This window comes from Paracoccus sp. TD-10, assembly GCF_048270675.1.
Classification (GTDB): Bacteria; Pseudomonadota; Alphaproteobacteria; order Rhodobacterales; family Rhodobacteraceae; genus Paracoccus; species Paracoccus pantotrophus.
Genome location: NZ_CP182419.1, coordinates 1,432,478 through 1,452,365 on the forward strand (window position 1 = coordinate 1,432,478; position 19,888 = coordinate 1,452,365).

Annotated in this window: 18 protein-coding genes; 7 read left to right on the plus strand and 11 right to left on the minus strand. The window is 69.8% G+C overall.

Annotated elements, in window-relative coordinates; translation table 11 throughout:
- Nucleotides 1–53: 53 nt before the first annotated feature.
- The 5 genes from ACNKFW_RS18060 to ACNKFW_RS18080 are packed head-to-tail and all read right to left on the minus strand — an operon-like array spanning nt 54 to nt 6,781.
- Nucleotides 54–2,156 carry a hypothetical protein gene (locus ACNKFW_RS18060; protein WP_147428746.1) on the minus strand — a complete coding sequence of 701 codons (2,103 nt, stop codon included), beginning with the start codon at nt 2,154–2,156 and terminating at the stop codon, nt 54–56.
- Nucleotides 2,153–2,998, minus strand: coding sequence for a DUF4159 domain-containing protein (locus tag ACNKFW_RS18065; RefSeq protein ID WP_333483977.1), 846 nt, complete (start codon nt 2,996–2,998; stop codon nt 2,153–2,155). The genes ACNKFW_RS18060 and ACNKFW_RS18065 overlap by 4 nt, the downstream gene beginning before the upstream one ends.
- On the minus strand, nt 2,995–4,914 hold the full coding sequence (locus ACNKFW_RS18070; RefSeq protein WP_333483976.1) for a BatA domain-containing protein: 1,920 nt from the start codon (nt 4,912–4,914) through the stop codon (nt 2,995–2,997). The genes ACNKFW_RS18065 and ACNKFW_RS18070 overlap by 4 nt, the downstream gene beginning before the upstream one ends.
- Nucleotides 4,914–5,783 (minus strand): DUF58 domain-containing protein, encoded by an 870-nt coding sequence (locus ACNKFW_RS18075; protein WP_024843382.1) that lies wholly within the window; start codon nt 5,781–5,783, stop codon nt 4,914–4,916. Before ACNKFW_RS18075 ends, ACNKFW_RS18070 begins: the two co-directional genes overlap by 1 nt.
- Complete coding sequence (locus ACNKFW_RS18080) at nt 5,780–6,781, minus strand: AAA family ATPase (RefSeq protein ID WP_147428745.1); 1,002 nt, start codon at nt 6,779–6,781, stop codon at nt 5,780–5,782. Before ACNKFW_RS18080 ends, ACNKFW_RS18075 begins: the two co-directional genes overlap by 4 nt.
- Before the next feature lie 61 nt (nt 6,782–6,842).
- Between ACNKFW_RS18080 and ACNKFW_RS18085 the strand changes: the two genes are divergently transcribed.
- Nucleotides 6,843–7,388, plus strand: a complete 546-nt coding sequence (locus ACNKFW_RS18085) for a DUF1285 domain-containing protein (RefSeq protein WP_024843384.1) — start codon at nt 6,843–6,845, stop codon at nt 7,386–7,388.
- Nucleotides 7,389–7,390: 2 nt separating this feature from the next.
- Nucleotides 7,391–8,146, plus strand: coding sequence for a hydroxypyruvate isomerase family protein (locus tag ACNKFW_RS18090; protein ID WP_147428744.1), 756 nt, complete (start codon nt 7,391–7,393; stop codon nt 8,144–8,146).
- Between the two features lie 259 nt (nt 8,147–8,405).
- Here ACNKFW_RS18090 and ACNKFW_RS18095 read toward each other — a convergent pair.
- The 6 genes from ACNKFW_RS18095 to ACNKFW_RS18120 all read right to left on the minus strand — a co-directional run bounded on the left by ACNKFW_RS18095 (nt 8,406) and on the right by ACNKFW_RS18120 (nt 14,189).
- Nucleotides 8,406–9,163 (minus strand): IS5 family transposase gene (locus ACNKFW_RS18095; protein ID WP_333483633.1). Its coding sequence is split into 2 segments (ribosomal slippage): nt 8,406–8,848 and nt 8,848–9,163, totalling 759 coding nucleotides; the frame shifts between segments, so codons are not numbered across the junction.
- 68 nt (nt 9,164–9,231) lie between these two features.
- Nucleotides 9,232–9,861, minus strand: coding sequence for an FMN-binding negative transcriptional regulator (locus tag ACNKFW_RS18100; protein WP_147428742.1), 630 nt, complete (start codon nt 9,859–9,861; stop codon nt 9,232–9,234).
- Nucleotides 9,862–9,968: 107 nt separating this feature from the next.
- Nucleotides 9,969–12,287 (minus strand): aldehyde dehydrogenase family protein, encoded by a 2,319-nt coding sequence (locus tag ACNKFW_RS18105; RefSeq protein WP_147429176.1) that lies wholly within the window; start codon nt 12,285–12,287, stop codon nt 9,969–9,971.
- A gap of 2 nt (nt 12,288–12,289) precedes the next feature.
- Nucleotides 12,290–13,234 carry a deoxyribose-phosphate aldolase gene (deoC, locus tag ACNKFW_RS18110; protein ID WP_147428741.1) on the minus strand — a complete coding sequence of 315 codons (945 nt, stop codon included), beginning with the start codon at nt 13,232–13,234 and terminating at the stop codon, nt 12,290–12,292.
- Between the two features lie 3 nt (nt 13,235–13,237).
- Complete coding sequence (locus ACNKFW_RS18115) at nt 13,238–13,897, minus strand: DUF1523 family protein (RefSeq protein WP_147428740.1); 660 nt, start codon at nt 13,895–13,897, stop codon at nt 13,238–13,240.
- A gap of 10 nt (nt 13,898–13,907) precedes the next feature.
- The gene (locus tag ACNKFW_RS18120) at nt 13,908–14,189 is read right to left on the minus strand and encodes a hypothetical protein (protein ID WP_024844922.1); all 282 of its coding nucleotides are present in this window, start codon (nt 14,187–14,189) and stop codon (nt 13,908–13,910) included.
- 104 nt (nt 14,190–14,293) lie between these two features.
- Here ACNKFW_RS18120 and ACNKFW_RS18125 point away from each other — a divergent pair, with 104 nt between their 5' ends.
- The 5 genes from ACNKFW_RS18125 (at nt 14,294) to ACNKFW_RS18145 (ending at nt 19,887) form a co-directional block, all read left to right on the plus strand.
- The gene (locus tag ACNKFW_RS18125) at nt 14,294–15,562 is read left to right on the plus strand and encodes an acetylornithine deacetylase/succinyl-diaminopimelate desuccinylase family protein (protein WP_028710481.1); all 1,269 of its coding nucleotides are present in this window, start codon (nt 14,294–14,296) and stop codon (nt 15,560–15,562) included.
- Between the two features lie 68 nt (nt 15,563–15,630).
- The gene (locus tag ACNKFW_RS18130) at nt 15,631–15,924 is read left to right on the plus strand and encodes an FtsB family cell division protein (protein WP_024844923.1); all 294 of its coding nucleotides are present in this window, start codon (nt 15,631–15,633) and stop codon (nt 15,922–15,924) included.
- Between the two features lie 228 nt (nt 15,925–16,152).
- Complete coding sequence (gene pdhA, locus ACNKFW_RS18135; protein ID WP_024844924.1) at nt 16,153–17,184, plus strand: pyruvate dehydrogenase (acetyl-transferring) E1 component subunit alpha; 1,032 nt, start codon at nt 16,153–16,155, stop codon at nt 17,182–17,184.
- 12 nt (nt 17,185–17,196) lie between these two features.
- Complete coding sequence (locus ACNKFW_RS18140) at nt 17,197–18,567, plus strand: pyruvate dehydrogenase complex E1 component subunit beta (RefSeq protein ID WP_147428739.1); 1,371 nt, start codon at nt 17,197–17,199, stop codon at nt 18,565–18,567.
- 12 nt (nt 18,568–18,579) lie between these two features.
- A complete protein-coding gene (locus ACNKFW_RS18145) occupies nt 18,580–19,887 on the plus strand; it encodes a pyruvate dehydrogenase complex dihydrolipoamide acetyltransferase (RefSeq protein WP_024844926.1) in 1,308 nt (435 codons plus the stop codon).
- The last annotated feature ends 1 nt before the right edge of the window (nt 19,888 follow it).

Here is a 19,888-nt window from a genome sequence, read left to right on the forward strand (position 1 = left end):
GAATGTTTTCATTTGCCTAGCAACGGGGCGCGGACTTGGCAAGTTTCGCCGTGTCAGGCCCTGCGCAGCCCGCCGCGGCCCTCGGCCAGCCAGCCCGCCAGCGCCAGCCCGGCAATCAGCGCCAGCCAGGCCCAGCCGGGCAGCAGCGGGCGATGCGTCATGCCGCTGACCGAGGCCGCCTCGCGCGGCGTGATGGCGATCCAGGGCCCCGCGACACCCCGGCCATGCGCCGGCCGTCCTTCGCGCACCGTGCGCAGGCCGGGCATGCCCTCGGAAAACCGCAGCACCCCGCCCCGCGTCGCCTCGGCCAGCGGGCCCAGCACGGCGCCCGAGGCCACGGTTTCCTCGAACTCCCGCGGCGCGGCGGGGCCAAGCGCCAGCACCCGGCCGATCTCGCCCTCGGCCAGCCGGTAGAGCCCCGGCCCCGGCGCCGTCCAGCGCGCGGTGAAGCGGCCCGGCCCGGCTTCGGTCAGCGCGACCTCCTCGGTCTGGCCATCGGGGCGGGTGATGCGCACCGGGCCGGCGGTCACGTTCATGGTGCGGCGGGTGATCGTCACCGTCAGGCCGGGGCCGACATCAGCCAGCAGCGCCTCCTCCTCCAGTTCCGGCTCCTGCATCGACCAATGCGCGATGCGGCGCAGCAGTTCCAGCTGCGGCCCGCCGCCCTCGAAGCCGCGGCCCCAGAGCCAGACCTGGTCCGAGGTCAGCATCGCCACCCGCCCCTCGCCCACCCGGCTGAGCAGCAAGAGCGGCTCGTCCCGCGCGCCGCTCAACACCACCTGGGCGCGCGGGCCGGGAATGACCTGGGACATGCGCAGCCAGCGGCCCCAATGGCTTTGCGCACCCTCGGCCGGGGCGCCGGGCAGGCCGGCGGTGACGGGATGGCGCTGGCCCTCGTCGGTCAGGCGCGGCAGGAAGGGCTCGTCATGGATCCGGCCGGTGGGGCGCGCGGGCAGGATCGCGCCCAGGGGCGACAGGTTCAGGCTTTCGACCGAGGACATCTCGGGGCCCGCCGAGACCAGGATGGCGCCGCCCTCTTCGACATAGCGCCGGATGTTGTCGTAATATTGCGGCAGCAGGATGCCGCGCACCCGGTAGCGGTCGAAGATGATCAGGTCGAAATCCCGGATCCGCTCCATGAACAGCTCCTGGGTCGGAAAGGCGATCAGCGACATTTCCTCGACGGGAACCGCGTCCATCTTGTCCGGCGGCCGCAGGATGGTGAAATGGATCAGGTCCACGTTCGCATCCGATTTCAGCAGGTTGCGCCAGGTCCGTTCGCCCGCGTGCGGCGCGCCGGAGACCAGCAGCACCCGCAGCCGGTCGCGCACGCCCTGGATCTGCAGGGCGGCCGAATTGTTGCGGTCGGTCAGTTCCGGTACCTCGGCCTCGGGCGCGTCGAATGCGATCGAAACCACGTTCTGCCCGGCATGCTCCGGCACCACCGGCAGATCCAGCGTCACACCCGGCGGCAGGTCGAGCGCGCGCATCTCCTCTCCGTCCAGCAGGATGCGCAGCCGGGCGGGGGTCTGCGCCACCTCGGGCGGGACCGCGCCCTGGTCCTCGACGCGCAGGCGGATGGTGACGGGCTTGCCGATCAGCCCATAGGCCGGGGCCTCCTCGATCACCAGCCGGCGGTCCCAGTCCTGCGCCTGCCCGGTCAGCAGCACATGCACCGGCGCGGGGGCCGAAGCCGGGACCATCGGCGCGTCATGGGCCAGCCCGTCGGTGACGGCGATCACGCCGGCGACGCGGGCCTGCGGCTCGGCGGCCAGCGCGCGGGTCAGGGCGGTGCCGATCTGGGTGCCGTCCGGGTCGTCGCCCACGGTCACGCGGCGGATCTCGGTATCGGGCAGCGCGGAAAGCTGGCGGGTCAGTTCCTCGACGGCGGCATCGGTCTGTCCGGCGCGGCCCGGCAGGGACTGGCTGGCGCTGCGGTCGTCGAGCAAGACCACGATGTCCGACAGCTTGTGGCGGATGCCCGATTCCAGCGCCGGCCCGGCCAGCGCCGCCGCCGCCGCCAGCCCGGCGATGCCGCGCCAGGCCCAGCCGCGCAGGCCGCGCCACAGCGACCACAGTGCCACCAGGAACGCCAACGCCGCCAGCCCGCCCACCAGCGGCCAGGGCAGCAGCGGATCGAAGACAAGGCCACTCATTGCACGACCTCCTCCTGCCGCAGCCGCTCGAGCAGGGCGGGCACGTGTACCTGGTCGGATTTGTAGTTCCCGGTCAGCACATACATCACCAGGTTGACGCCGAAACGATAGGCCATCTCGCGCTGGCGCTCGCCCTCGAAGCCCGAGCCGATGCTGAACATGGGCAGGCCGTTCTCATCCACCGCCCAGGCCTCGGCCCAGGCGTTGCCGCCGATGATGACCGGCGAGACGCCGTCGTTGAGATTGCGGAAGGGCACGCCCTCGGCCGCCTGGGCATCGGCGGGGGGCGCCTCGGCCCAGACCTCGCGGCCCTGGTAGCGGCCGGGAAAATCCCTGAGCAGGTAGAAGCTGCGGGTGATGACGTGATCGGCGGGGATCGGCGCCAGCGGCGGGATGTCCAGGGGCGCCGCCAGCGCCTGAAGCGCGGCGCCGCCGTCGGGCCCGCCCAGGCCCGCGATATCGCCGTCGCGGGTGTCGAAAAGGATCATCCCGCCCGAGCGCAGGAAATGGTTCAGCCGGACATAGGCCTGGGGCGAGGGCGGGGCCTGCGCCTCGGTCACCGGCCAGTAAAGAAAGGTCAGCAGCGACAGGTCGTCCCGTTCCGGGTCGATGCCGATGGGCGCGCCCGGCTCGACCGTGGTGCGGGCGGTCAGGACATGGGACAGGCCGCGCAGCCCGGCCTCGGAGGCGGCATCGACCTCGGCATCGCCGGTCACGACATAGGCCAGCGCCACCTCGTCGGCGGCGCGCACCAATTGGGGATCGGGCGGGGCCGCGGGATCGTCCTGGGCCCAAAGCGCGCCGGCCCAGACCAGCGCGGCAAAGGTCAAAAGCCATCTCATGCCATCGCCCCCTGCCTGCCGCGTGCCAGCCAGGCGCTGCCCAGCGCATCCAGCGCAAAAAGGACCGCCGCCAGCGCGACCAGCCAGCCGCGCAGGTCCAGGCCCGGCGCCTGCGCCCCGCGCTCGATACGGGCGCCGGGCCAGTCGGCCGGCGCCATCGGCCCGCCGGCGTTCAGCGCCGCCACCCGCTCGCCGCCGCGATAAAGCCCGGCCGGGGCGCCGGGCGCCGGGCCGCGCGCGAAATCGGCGGCGGCGACCGGCGCCAACCCCTCGGCCTCGGTCGTGCGGCCGAAACCGTCCAGCACCAGTTCCGGCAGCCAGAAGGGCTGTTCGGCGCGGTCCGCCTCGGGCGCGGCGGCGCTGGCCCGTGCGCTGCGCACCAGCCGGTCCAGCATCTCGACGAACAGGCCCGAGATCGCCAGATTCGACCATTCCGCGTTTGCCGTGGTGTGAAACAGGACCAGCTGCCCCTGCCCCAGAACCGTGCGCGTCACCAGCGGCGTGCCGTCCGAAAGCCGGGCGATGCTGCGGTCGGCCAGGTCCGGAGCCGGCTCGGCCAGGAGTTGCGCGCGCACGGTCGTATCGTTCGGCACCGAGAGCCCCGCGAAGGGCCCGTCGGCGGCAAAGGGTGCGACGCTGCGCGGCTCGCCCCAGGCCAGGGCACCGCCGACATCGCGCCCGCCGGCGCGCAGCCGCACCGGCAGCAACGGCTCCTCGGCCAGCCGTTCCGAGGCGGCCATGCGCGGCCCGGCAAAGCGGATCAGCAGCCCGCCGCCCTCGACCCATTCGCGCAGGCCCGGCTCCTCGGCCAGGCCGATCTGGTCGGCCAGCACGATCACGTCGGGCGCGGCCTGCAGAACGTCGCCCAGCCCCCCCTCGATCAGGTCGGTGGTCGGCGCCAGGGCCCGGCGCAGGTAATGCAGGGGCGACAGCAGGCGCTGCCCCTCGCCGGCGCGGTCGTCGCCCGCCAGCGCGACCTTGCGCCGGCGCAGGGAATCGTCGGCCAGCAGAACCGCCCCGGCCGAAGCCTGGCCCTCGATCTCGAAGCGGGTGATGCGGTTGCGCAATTCCGAGGGCAGGTCGATGGGCACCAGCCAGCTGGTCACGCCGCGATCCTGCGCGCTCTCGCCGGGCTTCAGCCGCGCCAGTTCGCGCGGCATGCCCTGCGGATCGAGACCGATGGCCAGCACCTCGGGCGCCGCGGTCCCCGTCGAGCGCAGCCGCAGCGCCGGCTGGTCGCCCGCCACCAGTTCCAGCGTCTGCTGCGCGCCTTCGGGCGGCACCACGGTCACGCTGCTGCGCCCGGAAAGCGCCGCCAGCCATTCCGCCCGGCCGGGATGGTCCAGCCCGTCGCTGAGCCACAGCACCGACAGGCCCGCCGGGGCCTCGGCCAGCGCAGCCTGAGGATCGGGGGGATAGCGCGTCTCCCATGCCGCCGGGCGCAGGGCGCGCAGCTGCGCCGCAAGCTCGGTCGCGGGCAGGAAGGGCAGCGCGCCGGTCGCGGTGCCGTTGGCCACGAGCAGCGCCGCCGGCTGTCCCGCCGCCGCGGCGCGGTCCAGCGCCCGCAGGGCGCGGGCCTGGCGCTGCGGCCAGTCGGGCGCCGCCGCCCAGCCGGCATCCATCACGACCAGCAGGGGCCCTTGCCCGGCCTGATCCGGCGAGGGTTTCCACACCGGGCCGGCAAAGCCCAGGATCAAGGCCGCGATCGCCAGCACCCGCAGCAGAAGCAGCCACCATGGCGTGTGCCGCGCCACCGGATGCGGATCCTTGAGCCCCAGCAGCAGCCGCGTGCCTGGAAACCGCACCAGCCTGGGCGAGGGCGGCATGGCGCGCAGGATCAGCCACAGCACCGGCAGCGCCGCCAGCGCCGCCAGGATCCAGGGCGTCAGGAAGCCGATGGGACCGATCAGCAGCATCAGCCCTCCAGCACCGACCAGAGCCACAGCAGCGCCTGCGACGGCGCCGCGCCGGTGTCATGCATGCCGAAATGCCAGCCCGCCATGCGCGCGGCGCCCGTCAGTTGCGCCCGCCGCTCGGCCAGCCGCGCCAGATAGGCCGCGCGCAGTCCGGCCGCGTCGCGCGTATCGTGGCGCAAGGCCCCCGAGGCCGAGCGGAACAGCACCGCGCCGCGCCAGGGAAATCCGTCCTCGTCCGGGTCCAGCACCTGCATCAGCACGCCCTGAACCCCCAGGACGGCGGCACGGGCCAGGTAGTCCAGCACCGGCTGCGGATCGCCCAGGAAATCGTCGAACAGGACGACGCGCTGGCCGGGACGCAGGGCCTCGGCCGGGGGGGCGTCCTCGTCGCGGTCGAGCAGCGGGCGCGCGACCAGCGCCTCGGCCAGGCGCTCGGCCTGAAGCCGGCCGGGGCGCGGCGGCTGGCCGGCCAAGGCGACGCGCTCGCCCCCGGCCAGCAGCGCCATGGCCAGCGCCAGCGCCAGCAGGTTGGCACGGTCGCGCTTGCCGGGCCGGTCCGCGCCGCCCGCATAATCCATGCCCGCCGCGGCCGAGACCCAGATCGCCGCCGATTGCGCCACCTGCGCCTCGCGGTCGCGGACGAATTGCGCATCCGACCGGGCCGAGCGGCGCCAGTCGATGCTGCGCGCCGTGTCGCCCGCGGTGGCGGGACGGTATTGCCAGAAATCCTCGCCCATGCCGGCACGGCGCTGGCCATGCGCGCCGGGCACCAGCGCCGCCGCCAGCCGCTCGGCCGACAGCATCAGCGCAGGCAGGGCGGCCGAGGCTGCCTCGGCGCCGGCGCGCAGCTGATCGGCCTGGGGTTTCACGCCGCCGCCCGCATCCGGTCGCCCAGAAGGCGCGCGATCACGCCCTCGATGGTCTCGCCGCGGGCGCGGGCGGCAAAGCTCAGCGCCATGCGGTGGCGCAGGACCGGGGCGGCCATCGCCTCGACATCGTCGAGCGTCGGCGCAAAGCGGCCGTTCAGCGCCGCCCGCGCCCGCGTGACCAGCGTCAGCGCCTGCGCCGCGCGCGGCCCCGGCCCCCAGACCAGCGTCTCGGCGATCCAGCCCGGCGCCTCGGGCGCGCCGGGACGCGCCGCGCGCACCAGGTCCAGGATCGCGTTCAGTACCGTCTCGCCCACCGGCATGCGCCGGATCAGCCCCTGCGCCGCGACCAGCCCCTCGGCGTCGAAGACGGCATGGGCCCGGCCCTGCTCGACCCCGGTCGTCGCCAGCAGGATGGCGCGTTCGGTGTCGCGGTCGGGATAGTCCACGTCGATCTGCAGCAGGAAACGGTCGAGCTGCGCCTCGGGCAGCGGATAGGTACCCTCCTGCTCGATCGGGTTCTGGGTGGCAAGGACATGGAAGGGCCGGTCCAGCGGCCGGTGTTCGCCGCCGATGGTGACCTCGCCCTCCTGCATGGCCTGCAACAGCGCCGATTGCGTGCGCGGGCTGGCGCGGTTGATCTCGTCGGCCATCAGGAGCCGGGTAAAGACCGGTCCCTCGATGAAGCGGAAAGCGCGGGTGCCGTCGGGCCGGATGTCCAGCACCTCGGAGCCCAGGATGTCGGCCGGCATCAGGTCGGGGGTGAACTGGATGCGCGCCGAGTCGAGCCCCAGCACCGTGGCCAGCGTATCGACCAGCATGGTCTTGCCCAGGCCCGGCTGGCCGACCAGCAGCGCATGGCCGCCCGACAGGATCGCCGCCAGAACCTGTTCGACCACGGCATGCTGGCCGACGAAGCGGCGCTCGACGCTGGCGCGGGCCTGGGCCAGGCGGTCGGTCAGCGTCAGGACTTCGGAAACCAGTTTCTCATTCTCGGCCATGACAATGCCCCGTTTCTGTTCTAGGACAACATAAAGGCAGGGGTGACGGGGTCCACTGGGAATGGAGGAAAAGACTGACAATGCCGTGAGCGATGCGACCGGAATCGCCGCCGCGGCCAGCCGCGCCTCGAAAAAGGGGCCGCCGCCGGTGCATCTGTGGAACCCGCCCTTCTGCGGCGACCTGGACATGGAAATCCGCGCCGACGGCAGTTGGTTCTACAACGGCACGCCTATCGGCCGGCCGGAAATGGTGCGGCTTTTCGCCTCGATCCTGAAGCGAGAGGGGGAGGATTACTTCCTCGTCACCCCGGTCGAAAAAGTCGGCATCCGCGTAATCGACGCGCCCTTCATCGCCGTCGATGCCGAAATCGGCGAAGACATCGTCTTCACCACCAATGTGGGCGACCGGGTGCGCGCCGGACCCGAGCATGCGATCGAGCTGCGCGGGACGGCCGAGGAACCCCGGCCCTATGTCCATATCCGCCGCGGTCTTTGGGCGCTGATCGACCGCAAGACATTCTACCGACTGGCCGATGCGGCTATGCCCGGCGCGAGCGGGCGTATGGAATTGCACTCGGGAGGGACGGTCTTTCCCCTGGAGCCCTGACCATGGCGCGATTCGCCGCCAACCTGACCTATCTGTTCACCGAAATGCCCATGCTGCAGCGCTTCGCCGCCGCAAAACGCGCGGGCTTTCGCGGGGTGGAGATCCTGTTTCCCTATGACCTCGCGGTCAAGGAACTGTCCCAGGCCGCGCAGGCGGCGGGGGTGGAATTCGTGCTGATGAACACGCCACCGCCGAACTGGGCCGGCGGCCCGCGCGGCTTCGCCGCCGAGCCGGGCAACGAATCGCGCTTTCGCGGCGATTTCGACCGCGCCCTGCGCTTTGGCCGCGCGCTGGGGGTCAAGCACCTGCATGTGATGGCCGGCAAGGCCCAGGGCGGGCTGGCGCGGCGCACCTTCGTCGAGAACCTGAAATGGGCCTGCGCCCGCGACGCCCGCACCAGCCTGACCATCGAGCCGATGAACCGCAACGACATGCCGGGCTATTTCCTGGACAGTTTCGAACTGGCAGCCGAGATCCTGGACGAGGTCGGTGCCCCCAACCTGGGGCTGCAATTCGACGTCTACCATGCGCAGATGATCCATCGCGATGCGCTGACCGTCTGGCAGCGCCACGCGCCGCGGGTGCGGCATGTCCAGATCTCCGACTGGCCCAGCCGGCACGAACCCCGGCAGGGGGACATCGACTTCGCCGAGCTGTTCCATGCCATCGACGCCGCGGGCTATCGCGGCTGGGTAAGCGCGGAATACACCCCCCGCAGCTCGACCGAGGCCGGGCTGCGCTGGCTGCGGCTGGCCTGAGGCGGCAGCAGGGAAAGCCGCCCTGGCCCATAGACGCCGGGCCCGGCCGCCTGTCGCCCGTCCGGCAAGCGGCCCGGCCGTGCCCCGACCGGGGGCTTTGCGCCCCCGGACCCCCGCAGGATATTTGGCCAAGGAAGAACCCAAGGAAGGCGCAGGGCGGCTCCCGCTTCTTTCTTGTCCAAATATCCTGGGGGAGCGCGGAACGCGCGGGGGCAAGGCCCCCATGCTAGCGCACCGCCAGCCTAGGCGGTGTCTTCACTTAGGCGATCGCTGCCATTGCGCAGGCGAGGTCGACGAATGCCTTTAAGGAGGCGACGGTTTTCTCGCATCGGAGCGCGATCCGGCGGAATCGTTTGAGGCGGTTGAAGAAGCACTCCACAAGGTGGCGTTCCCCGGAGAGCGTCCGATCCAGCGGTCGGCTTCCGGCGCGGCTTCGGTTGCGCTTGATCTGTGCGGTGGCGCGCAGGTCGCCGGCGATGAAGCGGCGCAACGCCTCGGTGTCGTATCCGGCGTCGGCGATGACATGGCCGACGCCCGCAAGGCCGTGGATCAGCCCCTCGGCCTGCGGGCTGTCGGCCCAATGGCCCGGCGTGATCGCGAACCGGACCGGGAGGCCAGGCGCGTCCACCGCAGCATGGATCTTGGTCGTCAGCCCACCCCGAGAGCGGCCGGTGGCGTGAGCCTCAAGCCCCCGTTTTGCGAGGTCGCATCTGCGTGGACCTTGGAAATGGTGGCATCGACCAGCACATATTCGAAGTCGGGATCGGCGCTCAACTCCCTGAAAAGACGCTCCCAGACCCCGGCGCGGGACCAGCGGCGGAACCGGGTGTAGACGCTCTTCCAGTGCCCCAGTTCCGGCGGCAGGTCGCGCCAGGGCGAAGCACCTCGTGCCAACCACAGGATCGCGTCGATGAACAGCCGATTGTCCGCAGCGCTGCGGCCCCGATCACCAGCCTTGCCGGGCAACAGAGGCCCGATCCGTTCCCATTGCTCGTCTGTCAGCGTCCGCCTGCTCAAGATCGCCTCCGTTTTCGATCTTGAAACAGAACTCAGACAGTATGGGAATCCTTAAATGAAGGCGGCGCCTAGGCGTCCTTTGGCCGCCGCCTTGCCATCGCTTCGGCCATCGCCTCGCGCCCGCTGGCCCGCAGCCCCGCAATGGCCCCGTGATAGTCGGGCGCCTCGCGGTTCTGGCTCAGCTTGGATTTGGCCAGCGTCCGGCGGATCGCGATGCGGAAGGCGACGATTCCGGCCAGCATCTGCTGCATGTAATCGGCCGGTGCATCGGCCATGCGCCAGGCCTCGGCGCCGTTCACCCGCCGTTCGTGGCTGCGGGTCAGCAGGCCGACCGCCGCGCGCTTGGCATGCTCGTCATGCTGGAAGGCGATGCCGCCATGGACATGGACCACCTGGTGGTTCCAGGTCGGGACGTGGCGGTGATGCTCGGGCTTGGTCGGGTAGAAGTTCGGCGAGACATAGCCGTCCTCGCCGCGAAAGATCGCCAGCACCTCCTGGCCCTCGGCGATCAGCCGGTGCATGTCGTTGGCCAGGGCCACATGGCCGATCAGCGTGCCGCCGGGACCGGCCAGCAGCGGGACATGGTTGGCGATCAACCCCTCGGAGGTCTGCGCCACGATGCAGGCCAGGGGCGACGCCTCGATGAGGGCGGCGATCTCCTGCGGGTCGATCTCGTGGAAATGCGGCGGGATATACATGGGCGCTTCCGGTGCTGGGACCGCCCGAGCTTGCCCGCCGGGCGGGCGGATGACAACGCCCTCCGTCCGCCACGGTCGCCCCGCCGGGGCAGGGCCAGCCCGATGACCTAATAGGCCGTGCTGCCGGTGCCGGCGGGAAGCGCGCCATAAGGCAGCCAGATGGTCTTGGTGCGGCTGGCCGCGCGCAGGAAGTCGCGGCCCTGCGCCTGCGGATCGCTCCAGTCGCGCGGCGCGGGGGTCCAGACCGGGATCAGGGTCTCGGCCGCGGCGCGCTGCACCTCGGCCAGCCCCTCGCCCTGGCCGGCATGCCAGATCGCCGAGACGCCGTCATGGCCGGCCAGCGCCCGCGCCAGATCGTCGCGCGGGCCGGTAACGATGTTGACCACGCCGCCCGGCACGTCCGAACAGGCCAGCACCTGCGCCAGCGTCAGGGCCGCCATCGGCCGGTCCTGCGACGGGATCGCCACCACGGCATTGCCCATGGCGATGGCCGGCAGCACCAGCGCCATGAAGCCCGCCAGCGGCGCGGCGGTGGGCGCGACCAGCCCCATGACGCCATGCGGCTCGGGCTGGACATGGCACAGGTGGCCGGGCTTTGCCGAAACCGTCGCGCCGTCGTATTTGTCGGCGAAACCGGCATAGAAGAAGCAGCGGCGGATGGCGGCATCGACCTCGGCCGGGCTGGCGTAACCGGCAAATTCCGCGCGACGCTGCGCCAGGTTCTCGGCCAGGAAATACAGCACCTGCGCCCGGCCGTGCCCGCCCAGGCCCTGCCATTTCGCCAATGCCGATTGCGCCGCCTCGACCGCATTGCGGATGTCCTTGCGGTTGCCCAGCGGCACCAGCTCGTCCTGTGCGAAGTAGCTCGTGCCGCCGTCCGGCCGCTTCTGCGCACCGCCGATATAGAGCTTGACGGTGCGGTCGATCCCCGAGCCCTTGGCCGGGACGATCTCGGACGGCGCCGGGTCGCGCTGCGCGGCGACGGGGACGGCAAGGTAGTCCAGCATCCCCTCGCGCCCACCCTCGCGGCCATAGCCCGAATCGCGCATGCCGCCAAAGGGCGCGGCGGCATCGAAGAGGTTGGCGCAATTCACCCAGACCACGCCGGCCTTGATCCGCGCCGCCATGTCGGTCGCCACCGTGGCGCTTTCCGACCAGACCGAGGCCGCCAGCCCGTAGCGGGTGTTGTTGGCCAGGTCCGCCGCCTCGTCCGGGGTGCGGAAGGTCGAGAGCGTGGCGATGGGGCCGAAGATCTCCTCGACCATGCCGGGATTGGCGGGGGCGATGTTTCGCAGATAGCCCGGCGCGATGAAGCAGCCCGGCGCCGCCGTTCCGCCGACCAGTTCCGCCCCGGCGGCGGTCGCCCGGTCGAGGATGCGCAGGATGCGGTCCTTTTGCACCGGGTCGACGATGGCGCCCACATCGGTGGATTTGTCCAAGGGCGCGCCCAGCCGCAGCTTGCCCATCCGCGCCCGCAACAGCGCCTCGAACCGCGCGGCGACCGATTCCGCGACCAGGATGCGCGAGCCGGCGCAGCAGACCTCGCCCTGGTTGAACCAGACCCCTTCGACCACGCCCTCGACGGCGGCGTCCAGGTCGGCATCCTCCATGACCACGAAGGGCGACTTGCCGCCCAGTTCCAGCACCAGCCGCTTGCCCGAGCCGGCGACGGCGCGGGCGATGCCGCGCCCGACCTCGGTCGAGCCGGTGAAGGCGATCTTGTCCACCGGGGCCGCGACCAGCGCCGCGCCGGTCTCGCCGTCGCCGGTGACGATGTTGACCACCCCGGCGGGCAGGCCGACATGGGCGCAGATCTCGGCAAAGGCCAGCGCGGTCAGCGGCGTGTATTCGGCGGGCTTCAGCACCACGGTATTGCCGGCGGCCAGCGCCGGCGCCACCTTCCAGGCCAGCATCAGCAGCGGGAAATTCCACGGGATGATCTGGCCGCAGACGCCCAAGGGGCCGTGGCCGGGAAACTCGGTCTCGGCCAGTTCGGCCCAGCCGGCATGGTGGTAGAAATGCCGCACCACCAGCGGCACGTCGATGTCGCGGCTTTCGCGGATCGGCTTGCCGTTGTCCAGCGTCTCCAGCACCGCCAGGAACCGCTCGCGCTTCTGGATCGTCCGGGCGATGGCATAGAGGAAGCGCGCCCGCACATGGCCGGGCATGGCGCCCCAACCGCGCTGCGCCCGGCGCGCGGCACGCACCGCCTTCATCACGTCGCGGGCGGTGCCCTGCGTGACCTGCGCCAGTTCCTCGCCGGTCGAGGGATCGCGGCTGGCGAAGGTCTCGCCCGGCCGGGTAAATCGCCCGGCGATGAAATGGCCGAAGCGGCCGCGTTCGCGCAGCCAGTCGCGGACGGCCGAGGCATCCTCGGGCGCGGGGCCGTATTCCATGCTTTCCATGATCTCGCTTACCTTCGGCATCATCACCCCGCGGCCAGACGATGGGCGGCAGCATAGCGCCCGGTGACGTGATGGGAAATCTGCCGCTCGATATCGGCCAGAAGCGAGCTGGCGCCGATGCGGAACAGATCCGCCCGCAGCCAGTCGCGGCCCAGTTCCTCGGCCATCAGCACCTGCCAGTTCAGCGCGTCCCTGGCGGTTTTCAACCCGCCGGCCGGCTTGAAGCCGACGGAAAATCCGGTCCGATCGCGATAGTCTCGGATCGCGCGCAGCATGACCAGCGACACCGGCAGCGTGGCATTCACCGGCTCCTTCCCGGTCGAGGTCTTGATGAAATCGGCGCCGGCCTGCATGGCGACATGGCTGGCCTTGGCGACATTGCCAAGGGTCTTGAGCTCGCCCGTCGCCAGGATCGCCTTCATCCGGGCATGGCCGCAAGCCTCGCGCATCTCGCAGATCTCGTCGTAAAGCGCCGCCCATTCGCCGCGCAGCACCAGCGCGCGGGAAATCACGATGTCGATCTCATCCGCGCCCTGATCCAATGCATAGCGGATCTCGGCCAGCCGCAGGTCCAAGGGCATCAGCCCGGCGGGAAAGCCCGTCGCGACCGAGGCAACGGGGATCGCCGTGCCCTGCAAGGCGCGTTTCGCCGCCGCCACCATGGTCGGATAGACGCAGACTGCACCGGTGGTCAGATGCTCGACCCCCAGCGCCGCCAACTGGCCGGCATCGACCGGCTGGCGCGCCTTGGCGCAAAGCCGCGCCACACGGTCGGGCGTGTCGTCGCCCGCCAGCGTGGTCAGGTCGATGCAGCGCACCGCGTTCAGAAGCCAGGCCGCCTGCCATTCCTTCTTCAGGCTGCGGCGCGCGGTCAGGCTTGCGGCGCGGCGCTCGGCCGCCGGGGTGTTGACCTGGATGGTCTCGAACCAGTCGAGGCTGAAATCCGTGCCGGGGTTCTTGCGCTCCATCGCTCAGCGCCCCCGCAGCCCGTCCCACCAGCGCCGCATGCGCCCGCGCGCCCGGTCGCGGGCCGCGTCCGCCCGGGCGTCGAGCCGGTCCCAGGCCGCGTCGGCAGAGCGCACGGCAGGGTCGATCGTCCGCTCGCGGAACTGGTTCCACATGCGCCAGAGCAGGAACAAGAGCGCCCCCAGGATCAGCAGGATGATCTGCGCCGCCCAGTTGAAGGGCTTCACCTCGGGCCCCGCCACCGGCTTGATCGAGATGGCGTTGGGATAGACCGAGAGCCAGGCGATGCGCCAGCCGTAAGAGGTCACGCTGACCCATTCCGGGCTGGTCGCGGTCGAGCGCAGATCGGTCGCCTGCGCATGCAGGTTCGAGCTGTCGTATTTGAAATAGGGCGGCCAGATCCAGCCGGTATCCTCGTTGCGATAGACATAGGGCTTGCCGTTCGGCCGTACCGTGTCGATGAAGCGCACGTCGCGCTGGCCCTGGGCGTTCTGCACCGTGCCGGTATCGGGCGAGGCATAGAAAAAGGCATTCGCGCCGATATCCGTCAGCCGGTTGTAGGTGTTGGTGATGCGGACCGTCTGCTTCGAGGGCAGCGTGTAATCCAGGAACAGGAAGACCACGATCCCGAAGATCACCCCAAGGACGGTCAGGAACCAGCGCATCGGCGCCCCCTCAATTGTAGTTCACGATCACGATGATCACGATGATCGCGACCACCGGCAGGACCAGCACCAGCCCGACGAGCCGCGCCCGCAGGGTCTTGCTGAAGCCCACCATCGAACGCCGCACGAACTCGGCGCGTTCCGGGCTTGGCCCCGCGCGCTCGGGGTGGCGGCGATCCCATTCCTTTTCAAGCTCTTCCCGGCGCAGGCTGCGGATATAGATCCAGATCAGCGCGTAAAAGACCAGCTCGACGACCAGGACCATGCCGATCAGGCGAAGAAAGGCGATCATCGGGCAGACCCTGGTTGCGAAAATCCTGCCCCATGGAAGGCCCCCGCGCCGCGACTGTCAATGACCCCATTGCCGCGCCGCCGCGCCCGGCCTAGCCTTGCGCCATGGACGCCCTTGCCCTCGAGATCGAAAACCGCCGCGACGACCTGGTCCGCCTGACCCGGGATCTGATCCGCATTCCGACGCTGAATCCGCCGGGCCGCAACTATCGCGAGATCTGCGAATACCTGCAGGCGCGGCTGGCGCCGCAGGGCTGGGCCTGCGAACTGATCCGCGCCCATGGCGCGCCGGGCGACAGCGAGGCCTTTCCGCGCTGGAACCTGGTCGCCCGGCATCGGGGCGGCCCGCCCGGCGACTGCGTGCATTTCAACAGCCATCACGACGTGGTCGAGGTTGGCCACGGCTGGAGCCGCGATCCCTTCGCCGCCGAACTGGAGGGCGGACGCATCTATGGCCGCGGCGCCTGCGACATGAAGGGGGGCTTGGCCGCCAGCATCATCGCGGCCGAGGCTTTCGTCGCGCTTTACCCCGACCATCCCGGCCAGATCGAGATCAGCGCCACCGCGGACGAGGAATCGGGCGGCTTCGGCGGCGTGGCCTACCTGGCGAGCCAGGGCGCCTTTGCCCATGTCGGCCATGTCATCATCCCCGAGCCGCTGCACAAGGACCGCATCTGCCTGGGCCATCGCGGCGTCTGGTGGGCCGAGATCGAGACGCATGGCCGCATCGCCCATGGCTCGATGCCCTTCCTGGGCGACAGCGCCATCCGCCACATGGGCGCGGTGCTGGAAGAAATGGAGCGCACGCTGTTCCCCCTGCTGATGAGCAAGCACACGGAAATGCCGGTGATCCCCGAAGGCGCGCGGAACTCGACCCTGAACATCAACTCGATCCACGGCGGCGAGCCGGATCACGGCCCGGACTTCACCGGCCTGCCGGCGCCCTGCGTCGCCGACCGCTGCCGCATCGTGATCGACCGCCGCTTCCTGATCGAGGAGGAACTGTCCGAGGTCAAGCGCGAGGTCACGGCGCTGCTGGAAAAGGTCAAGGCGGCGCGCCCCGGTTTCACCTACGAGATCCGCGACCTCTTCGAGGTGATCCCCAGCATGACCGACCGCGAGGCGCCGGTGGTGCGCTCGACCGCCGCCGCCATCGAACGGGTGCTGGGCCGCGAAGCCGGCTACGTGGTCAGCCCCGGCACCTACGACCAGAAGCATATCGACCGCATCGGCAAGCTGAAAAACTGCATCGCCTACGGGCCCGGCGTGCTGGACCTGGCGCACCAGCCCGACGAATGGGTAGGGGTGGACGATATGCGGGATTCCGCCCGGGTCATGGCCCTGGTGCTCGACGACATCCTGCGCGGCGCTTAGGGGATTCCCCCGACGGGCCGCCTGTGGCATGATCGCCCGAAACAGCCGAGCAGCCCTATGATCCGTGCATGACCCAACGCCTGTCGATCAGCGCCATCATCTTCTTCGTCGTGATGATCCTTCTGGGCGTCTATTTCGCCTATGCGGCGGTGCAGGGCCCATCCGGCATCCTGCGCCGGGTGCAGTTGCAGGCCGAAACGCAGGAACTGGTCCAGCAGCGCGATAAGCTGCAGACCGAGGTGGACCGGATGCGCAACCTGGCGCGGCGCCTGTCGGACGAATATCTCGACCTCGACCTGCTGGACGAACGCGCCCGCGACGTGCTGGGCCTGGTGCGCGCCGACGAGATCATCATCCGCTGAATGCCAGGCCACCAGGCCCGGCCCCGTCATTCACCGTTTCCCAAATACCCATGCACCCGCGCCCCAGGACGCGGCGACGCCCCCTTGCGCGCCTCGACTATTTCCCCAGCGCAGGCGGCTTTCCGCATCTGCCCTCTGGACGGATGCACGAGTCCGGTTTACTTCCCCCGAAAGCTTCGCCTAGAATTAGTTTAACGCTGAACTATCCCCGCCCCGAGGAGGAGGCCCATGGTCAGAAAGCCCGCAGCCAAGCAAAGCACGCCCAACGTGTCCAAGGATGAGCTGCTTCAATACTACCGCGACATGCTGCTGATCCGGCGATTCGAGGAAAAGGCCGGCCAGCTTTACGGCATGGGCCTGATCGGCGGCTTCTGCCACCTCTATATCGGCCAGGAGGCCGTCGTCGTCGGCCTCGAAGCCACGGCGAAGGAAGGCGACAAGCGCATCACCTCCTATCGCGACCACGGCCATATGCTGGCCTGCGGCATGGAAGCCCGCGGCGTGATGGCCGAGCTGACCGGACGCATCGGCGGCTATTCCAAGGGCAAGGGCGGCTCGATGCACATGTTCAGCCGCGAGAAGCATTTCTACGGCGGCCACGGCATCGTCGCGGCGCAGGTGCCGCTGGGCGCCGGCCTCGCCTTCGCCGACAAGTACCTGGGCAACGACAACGTCACCTTCGTCTATTTCGGCGACGGCGCCTCGAACCAGGGCCAGGTCTACGAGACCTACAACATGGCCGAGCTGTGGAGCCTGCCCGTCGTCTTCGTCATCGAGAACAACCAATATGCCATGGGCACCTCGATGAAGCGCTCGACCAAGTCGACCACGCTCTTCGGCCGGGGCGAGGCCTTCGGCATCAAGGGCGAGCAGGTGGACGGCATGGACGTGCTGGCGGTCAAGGCCGCGGGCGAAAAGGCGGTGGCGCATTGCCGCGCCGGCAAGGGGCCCTACATCCTGGAAGTCATGACCTATCGCTATCGCGGCCATTCGATGTCCGACCCGGCGAAATACCGCACCCGCGAGGAAGTGCAGAAGATGCGCGACGAGCGCGACGCGATCGAGCACGTCCGCGAGCTGCTGCTGCAAGGCCAGCATGCCTCCGAGGAAGACCTCAAGGCCATCGACAAGGAGATCAAGGACATCGTGAACGATTCCGCCGAGTTCGCCAAGGACAGCCCCGAGCCGCCGCTGGAGGAGCTCTGGAGCGACATCTATGCCCAGGAAGTGCCGCAGGGCGGCGCGGAACAGAACGCCTGAGGGGAGGGAACCATGGCAACCGAAATCCTGATGCCCGCCCTGTCGCCGACCATGGAGGAAGGCACGCTGGCCAAATGGCTGGTCAAGGAAGGCGATAGCGTGAAATCCGGCGACATCATCGCCGAGATCGAGACCGACAAGGCCACGATGGAGTTCGAGGCCGTGGACGAGGGCATCCTCGGCCGGCTGCTCATTGCCGAGGGCACCCAGGGGGTCAAGGTGAACACCCCCATTGCGGTCCTGGTCGAAGAGGGCGAATCCGCCGATGCCGCCCCGGCACCGAAAGCCGAGCCCGCACCCGCCGAGGCCAGGGCCGAGGCTCCGTCCGCTCCGGCGCAGGCGGCCGCCCCTGCCCCGACCCCGGTCGCGGACCAGTCGCCCGACTGGCCGGAAGGCACGCCGATGAAGATCATGACCGTGCGCGAGGCCCTGCGCGAGGCCATGGAAGAGGAAATGACCCGCGACGAGACCGTCTTCCTGATGGGCGAGGAAGTCGGCGAATACCAGGGCGCCTACAAGATCAGCCAGGGCCTTCTGGACAAGTTCGGCCCGCGCCGCGTCGTCGATACGCCGATCTCGGAAATCGGCTTCGCCGGCATCGGCACCGGTGCGGCGCTGGCCGGGCTGCGTCCCATCGTCGAGTTCATGACCTTCAACTTCGCCATGCAGGCCATCGACCATATCATCAACTCGGCCGCCAAGACGCTTTACATGTCCGGCGGCCAGATGGGCTGCCCGATCGTCTTCCGCGGCCCGAACGGCGCCGCCGCCCGCGTGGCGGCCCAGCACAGCCAGGACTACGCCGCCTGGTATGCGCAGATCCCCGGCCTCAAGGTGGTGATGCCCTATTCGGCGGCCGACGCCAAGGGCCTGCTGAAACAGGCGATCCGCGACCCGAACCCGGTGATCTTCCTGGAAAACGAGATCCTCTACGGCCGCAGCTTCGAGGTGCCGGATCTTCAGGATTTCACCATTCCCTTCGGCAAGGCCAAGATCGTGCGTCCCGGCCGCGACGTGACCCTGGTCAGCTTCGGCATCGGCATGGTCCATGCGCTCGAAGCCGCCGAGAAGCTGGCGTCGGAAGGCATCGAGGCCGAGGTGATCGACCTGCGCACCCTGCGCCCCATCGACTACGCCACGCTGATCGAATCGGTCAAGCGCACCAACCGCTGCGTGACGGTGGAGGAGGGCTTCCCGGTCGCTTCGATCGGCAACCACCTCTCGGCCCATATCATGGAAAACGCCTTCGACTATCTCGACGCGCCGGTGATCAACTGCACCGGCAAGGACGTGCCCATGCCCTATGCCGCGAACCTTGAAAAGCACGCGCTGATCACCTCCGACGAGGTGGTAGCGGCGGTCAAGAAAGTCACCTACCGTTAAGGAGCGAGCGAGATGCCGACAGAAATCCTGATGCCCGCGCTTTCTCCGACCATGGAAGAGGGCACGCTGGCCAAATGGCTGGTCAAAGAGGGCGACGAGGTCAAATCCGGCGACATCATCGCCGAGATCGAGACCGACAAGGCCACGATGGAGTTCGAGGCCGTGGACGAAGGCAAGCTGGGCAAGATCCTGGTGGCCGAGGGTACGGCGGGGGTCAAGGTGAACACCCCCATCGCCGTGCTGCTGGAAGAGGGCGAATCCGCCGATGACATCGGCGCCGCCCCGGCGGCCAAGGCGGAAGCCAGGCCCGAGGCGGCGACAGCCGAAGCCGCCCCGGCAGCGACGGCCGCCGCCGTCGCCCCTGCCCCGGCCGCGCCGAAATCGGCGGCGGGCGGGCGCATCTTCGCCTCGCCGCTCGCCCGGCGCATCGCGGCGGAAAAAGGCATCGACCTTGCCGGCGTGACGGGTTCCGGCCCGCATGGCCGCATCGTCAAGGCGGATGTCGAAGGCGCCAAGCCCGGCGCGGCCAGACCCGCCGCCACTGATGCCCCGAAAGCCGCCGCTCCTGCCCCGGCGGCCGCAGCCCCCGCCAGTCCCTCCGCGGAAACCATCCTCAAGCTCTATGCCGACCGCGAGACCGAGGAGGTGGCGCTGGACGGCATGCGCCGCACCATCGCCGCCCGCCTGTCGGAAGCCAAGCAGACCATCCCGCATTTCTACCTGCGCCGGTCCGCGAAGCTCGACGAGTTGATGAAGTTCCGCGCCATGCTGAACAAGCAGCTGGAATCGCGGGGCGTGAAGCTGTCGGTGAACGACTTCATCATCAAGGCCTGCGCCTTGGCCCTGCAAGAGGTGCCGGATGCGAACGCGGTCTGGGCCGGCGACCGCATCCTCAAGCTGAAACCGTCGGATGTGGCCGTCGCCGTGGCCATTGAGGGCGGGCTCTTCACCCCGGTCCTGAAGGACGCGCAGCAAAAGACGCTGTCCGCCCTCTCGGCCGAGATGAAGGATCTGGCCAACCGCGCCAAGACCAAGAAGCTCGCGCCCCACGAGTACCAGGGCGGCAGCTTCGCCATCTCCAACCTCGGCATGTTCGGGATCGAGAATTTCGACGCGGTGATCAACCCGCCGCATGGCGCGATCCTCGCCGTCGGTGCCGGCATCCAGACCCCGGTGGTCGAGAATGGCGAGGTGGTGGTCCGCAACGTCATGTCGATGACCCTCTCGGTCGACCACCGGGTGATCGACGGCGCGCTCGGCGCCCAGCTGCTGGAGGCCATCGTCAGGCACCTGGAAAATCCCATGGGCATGCTGGCCTGAA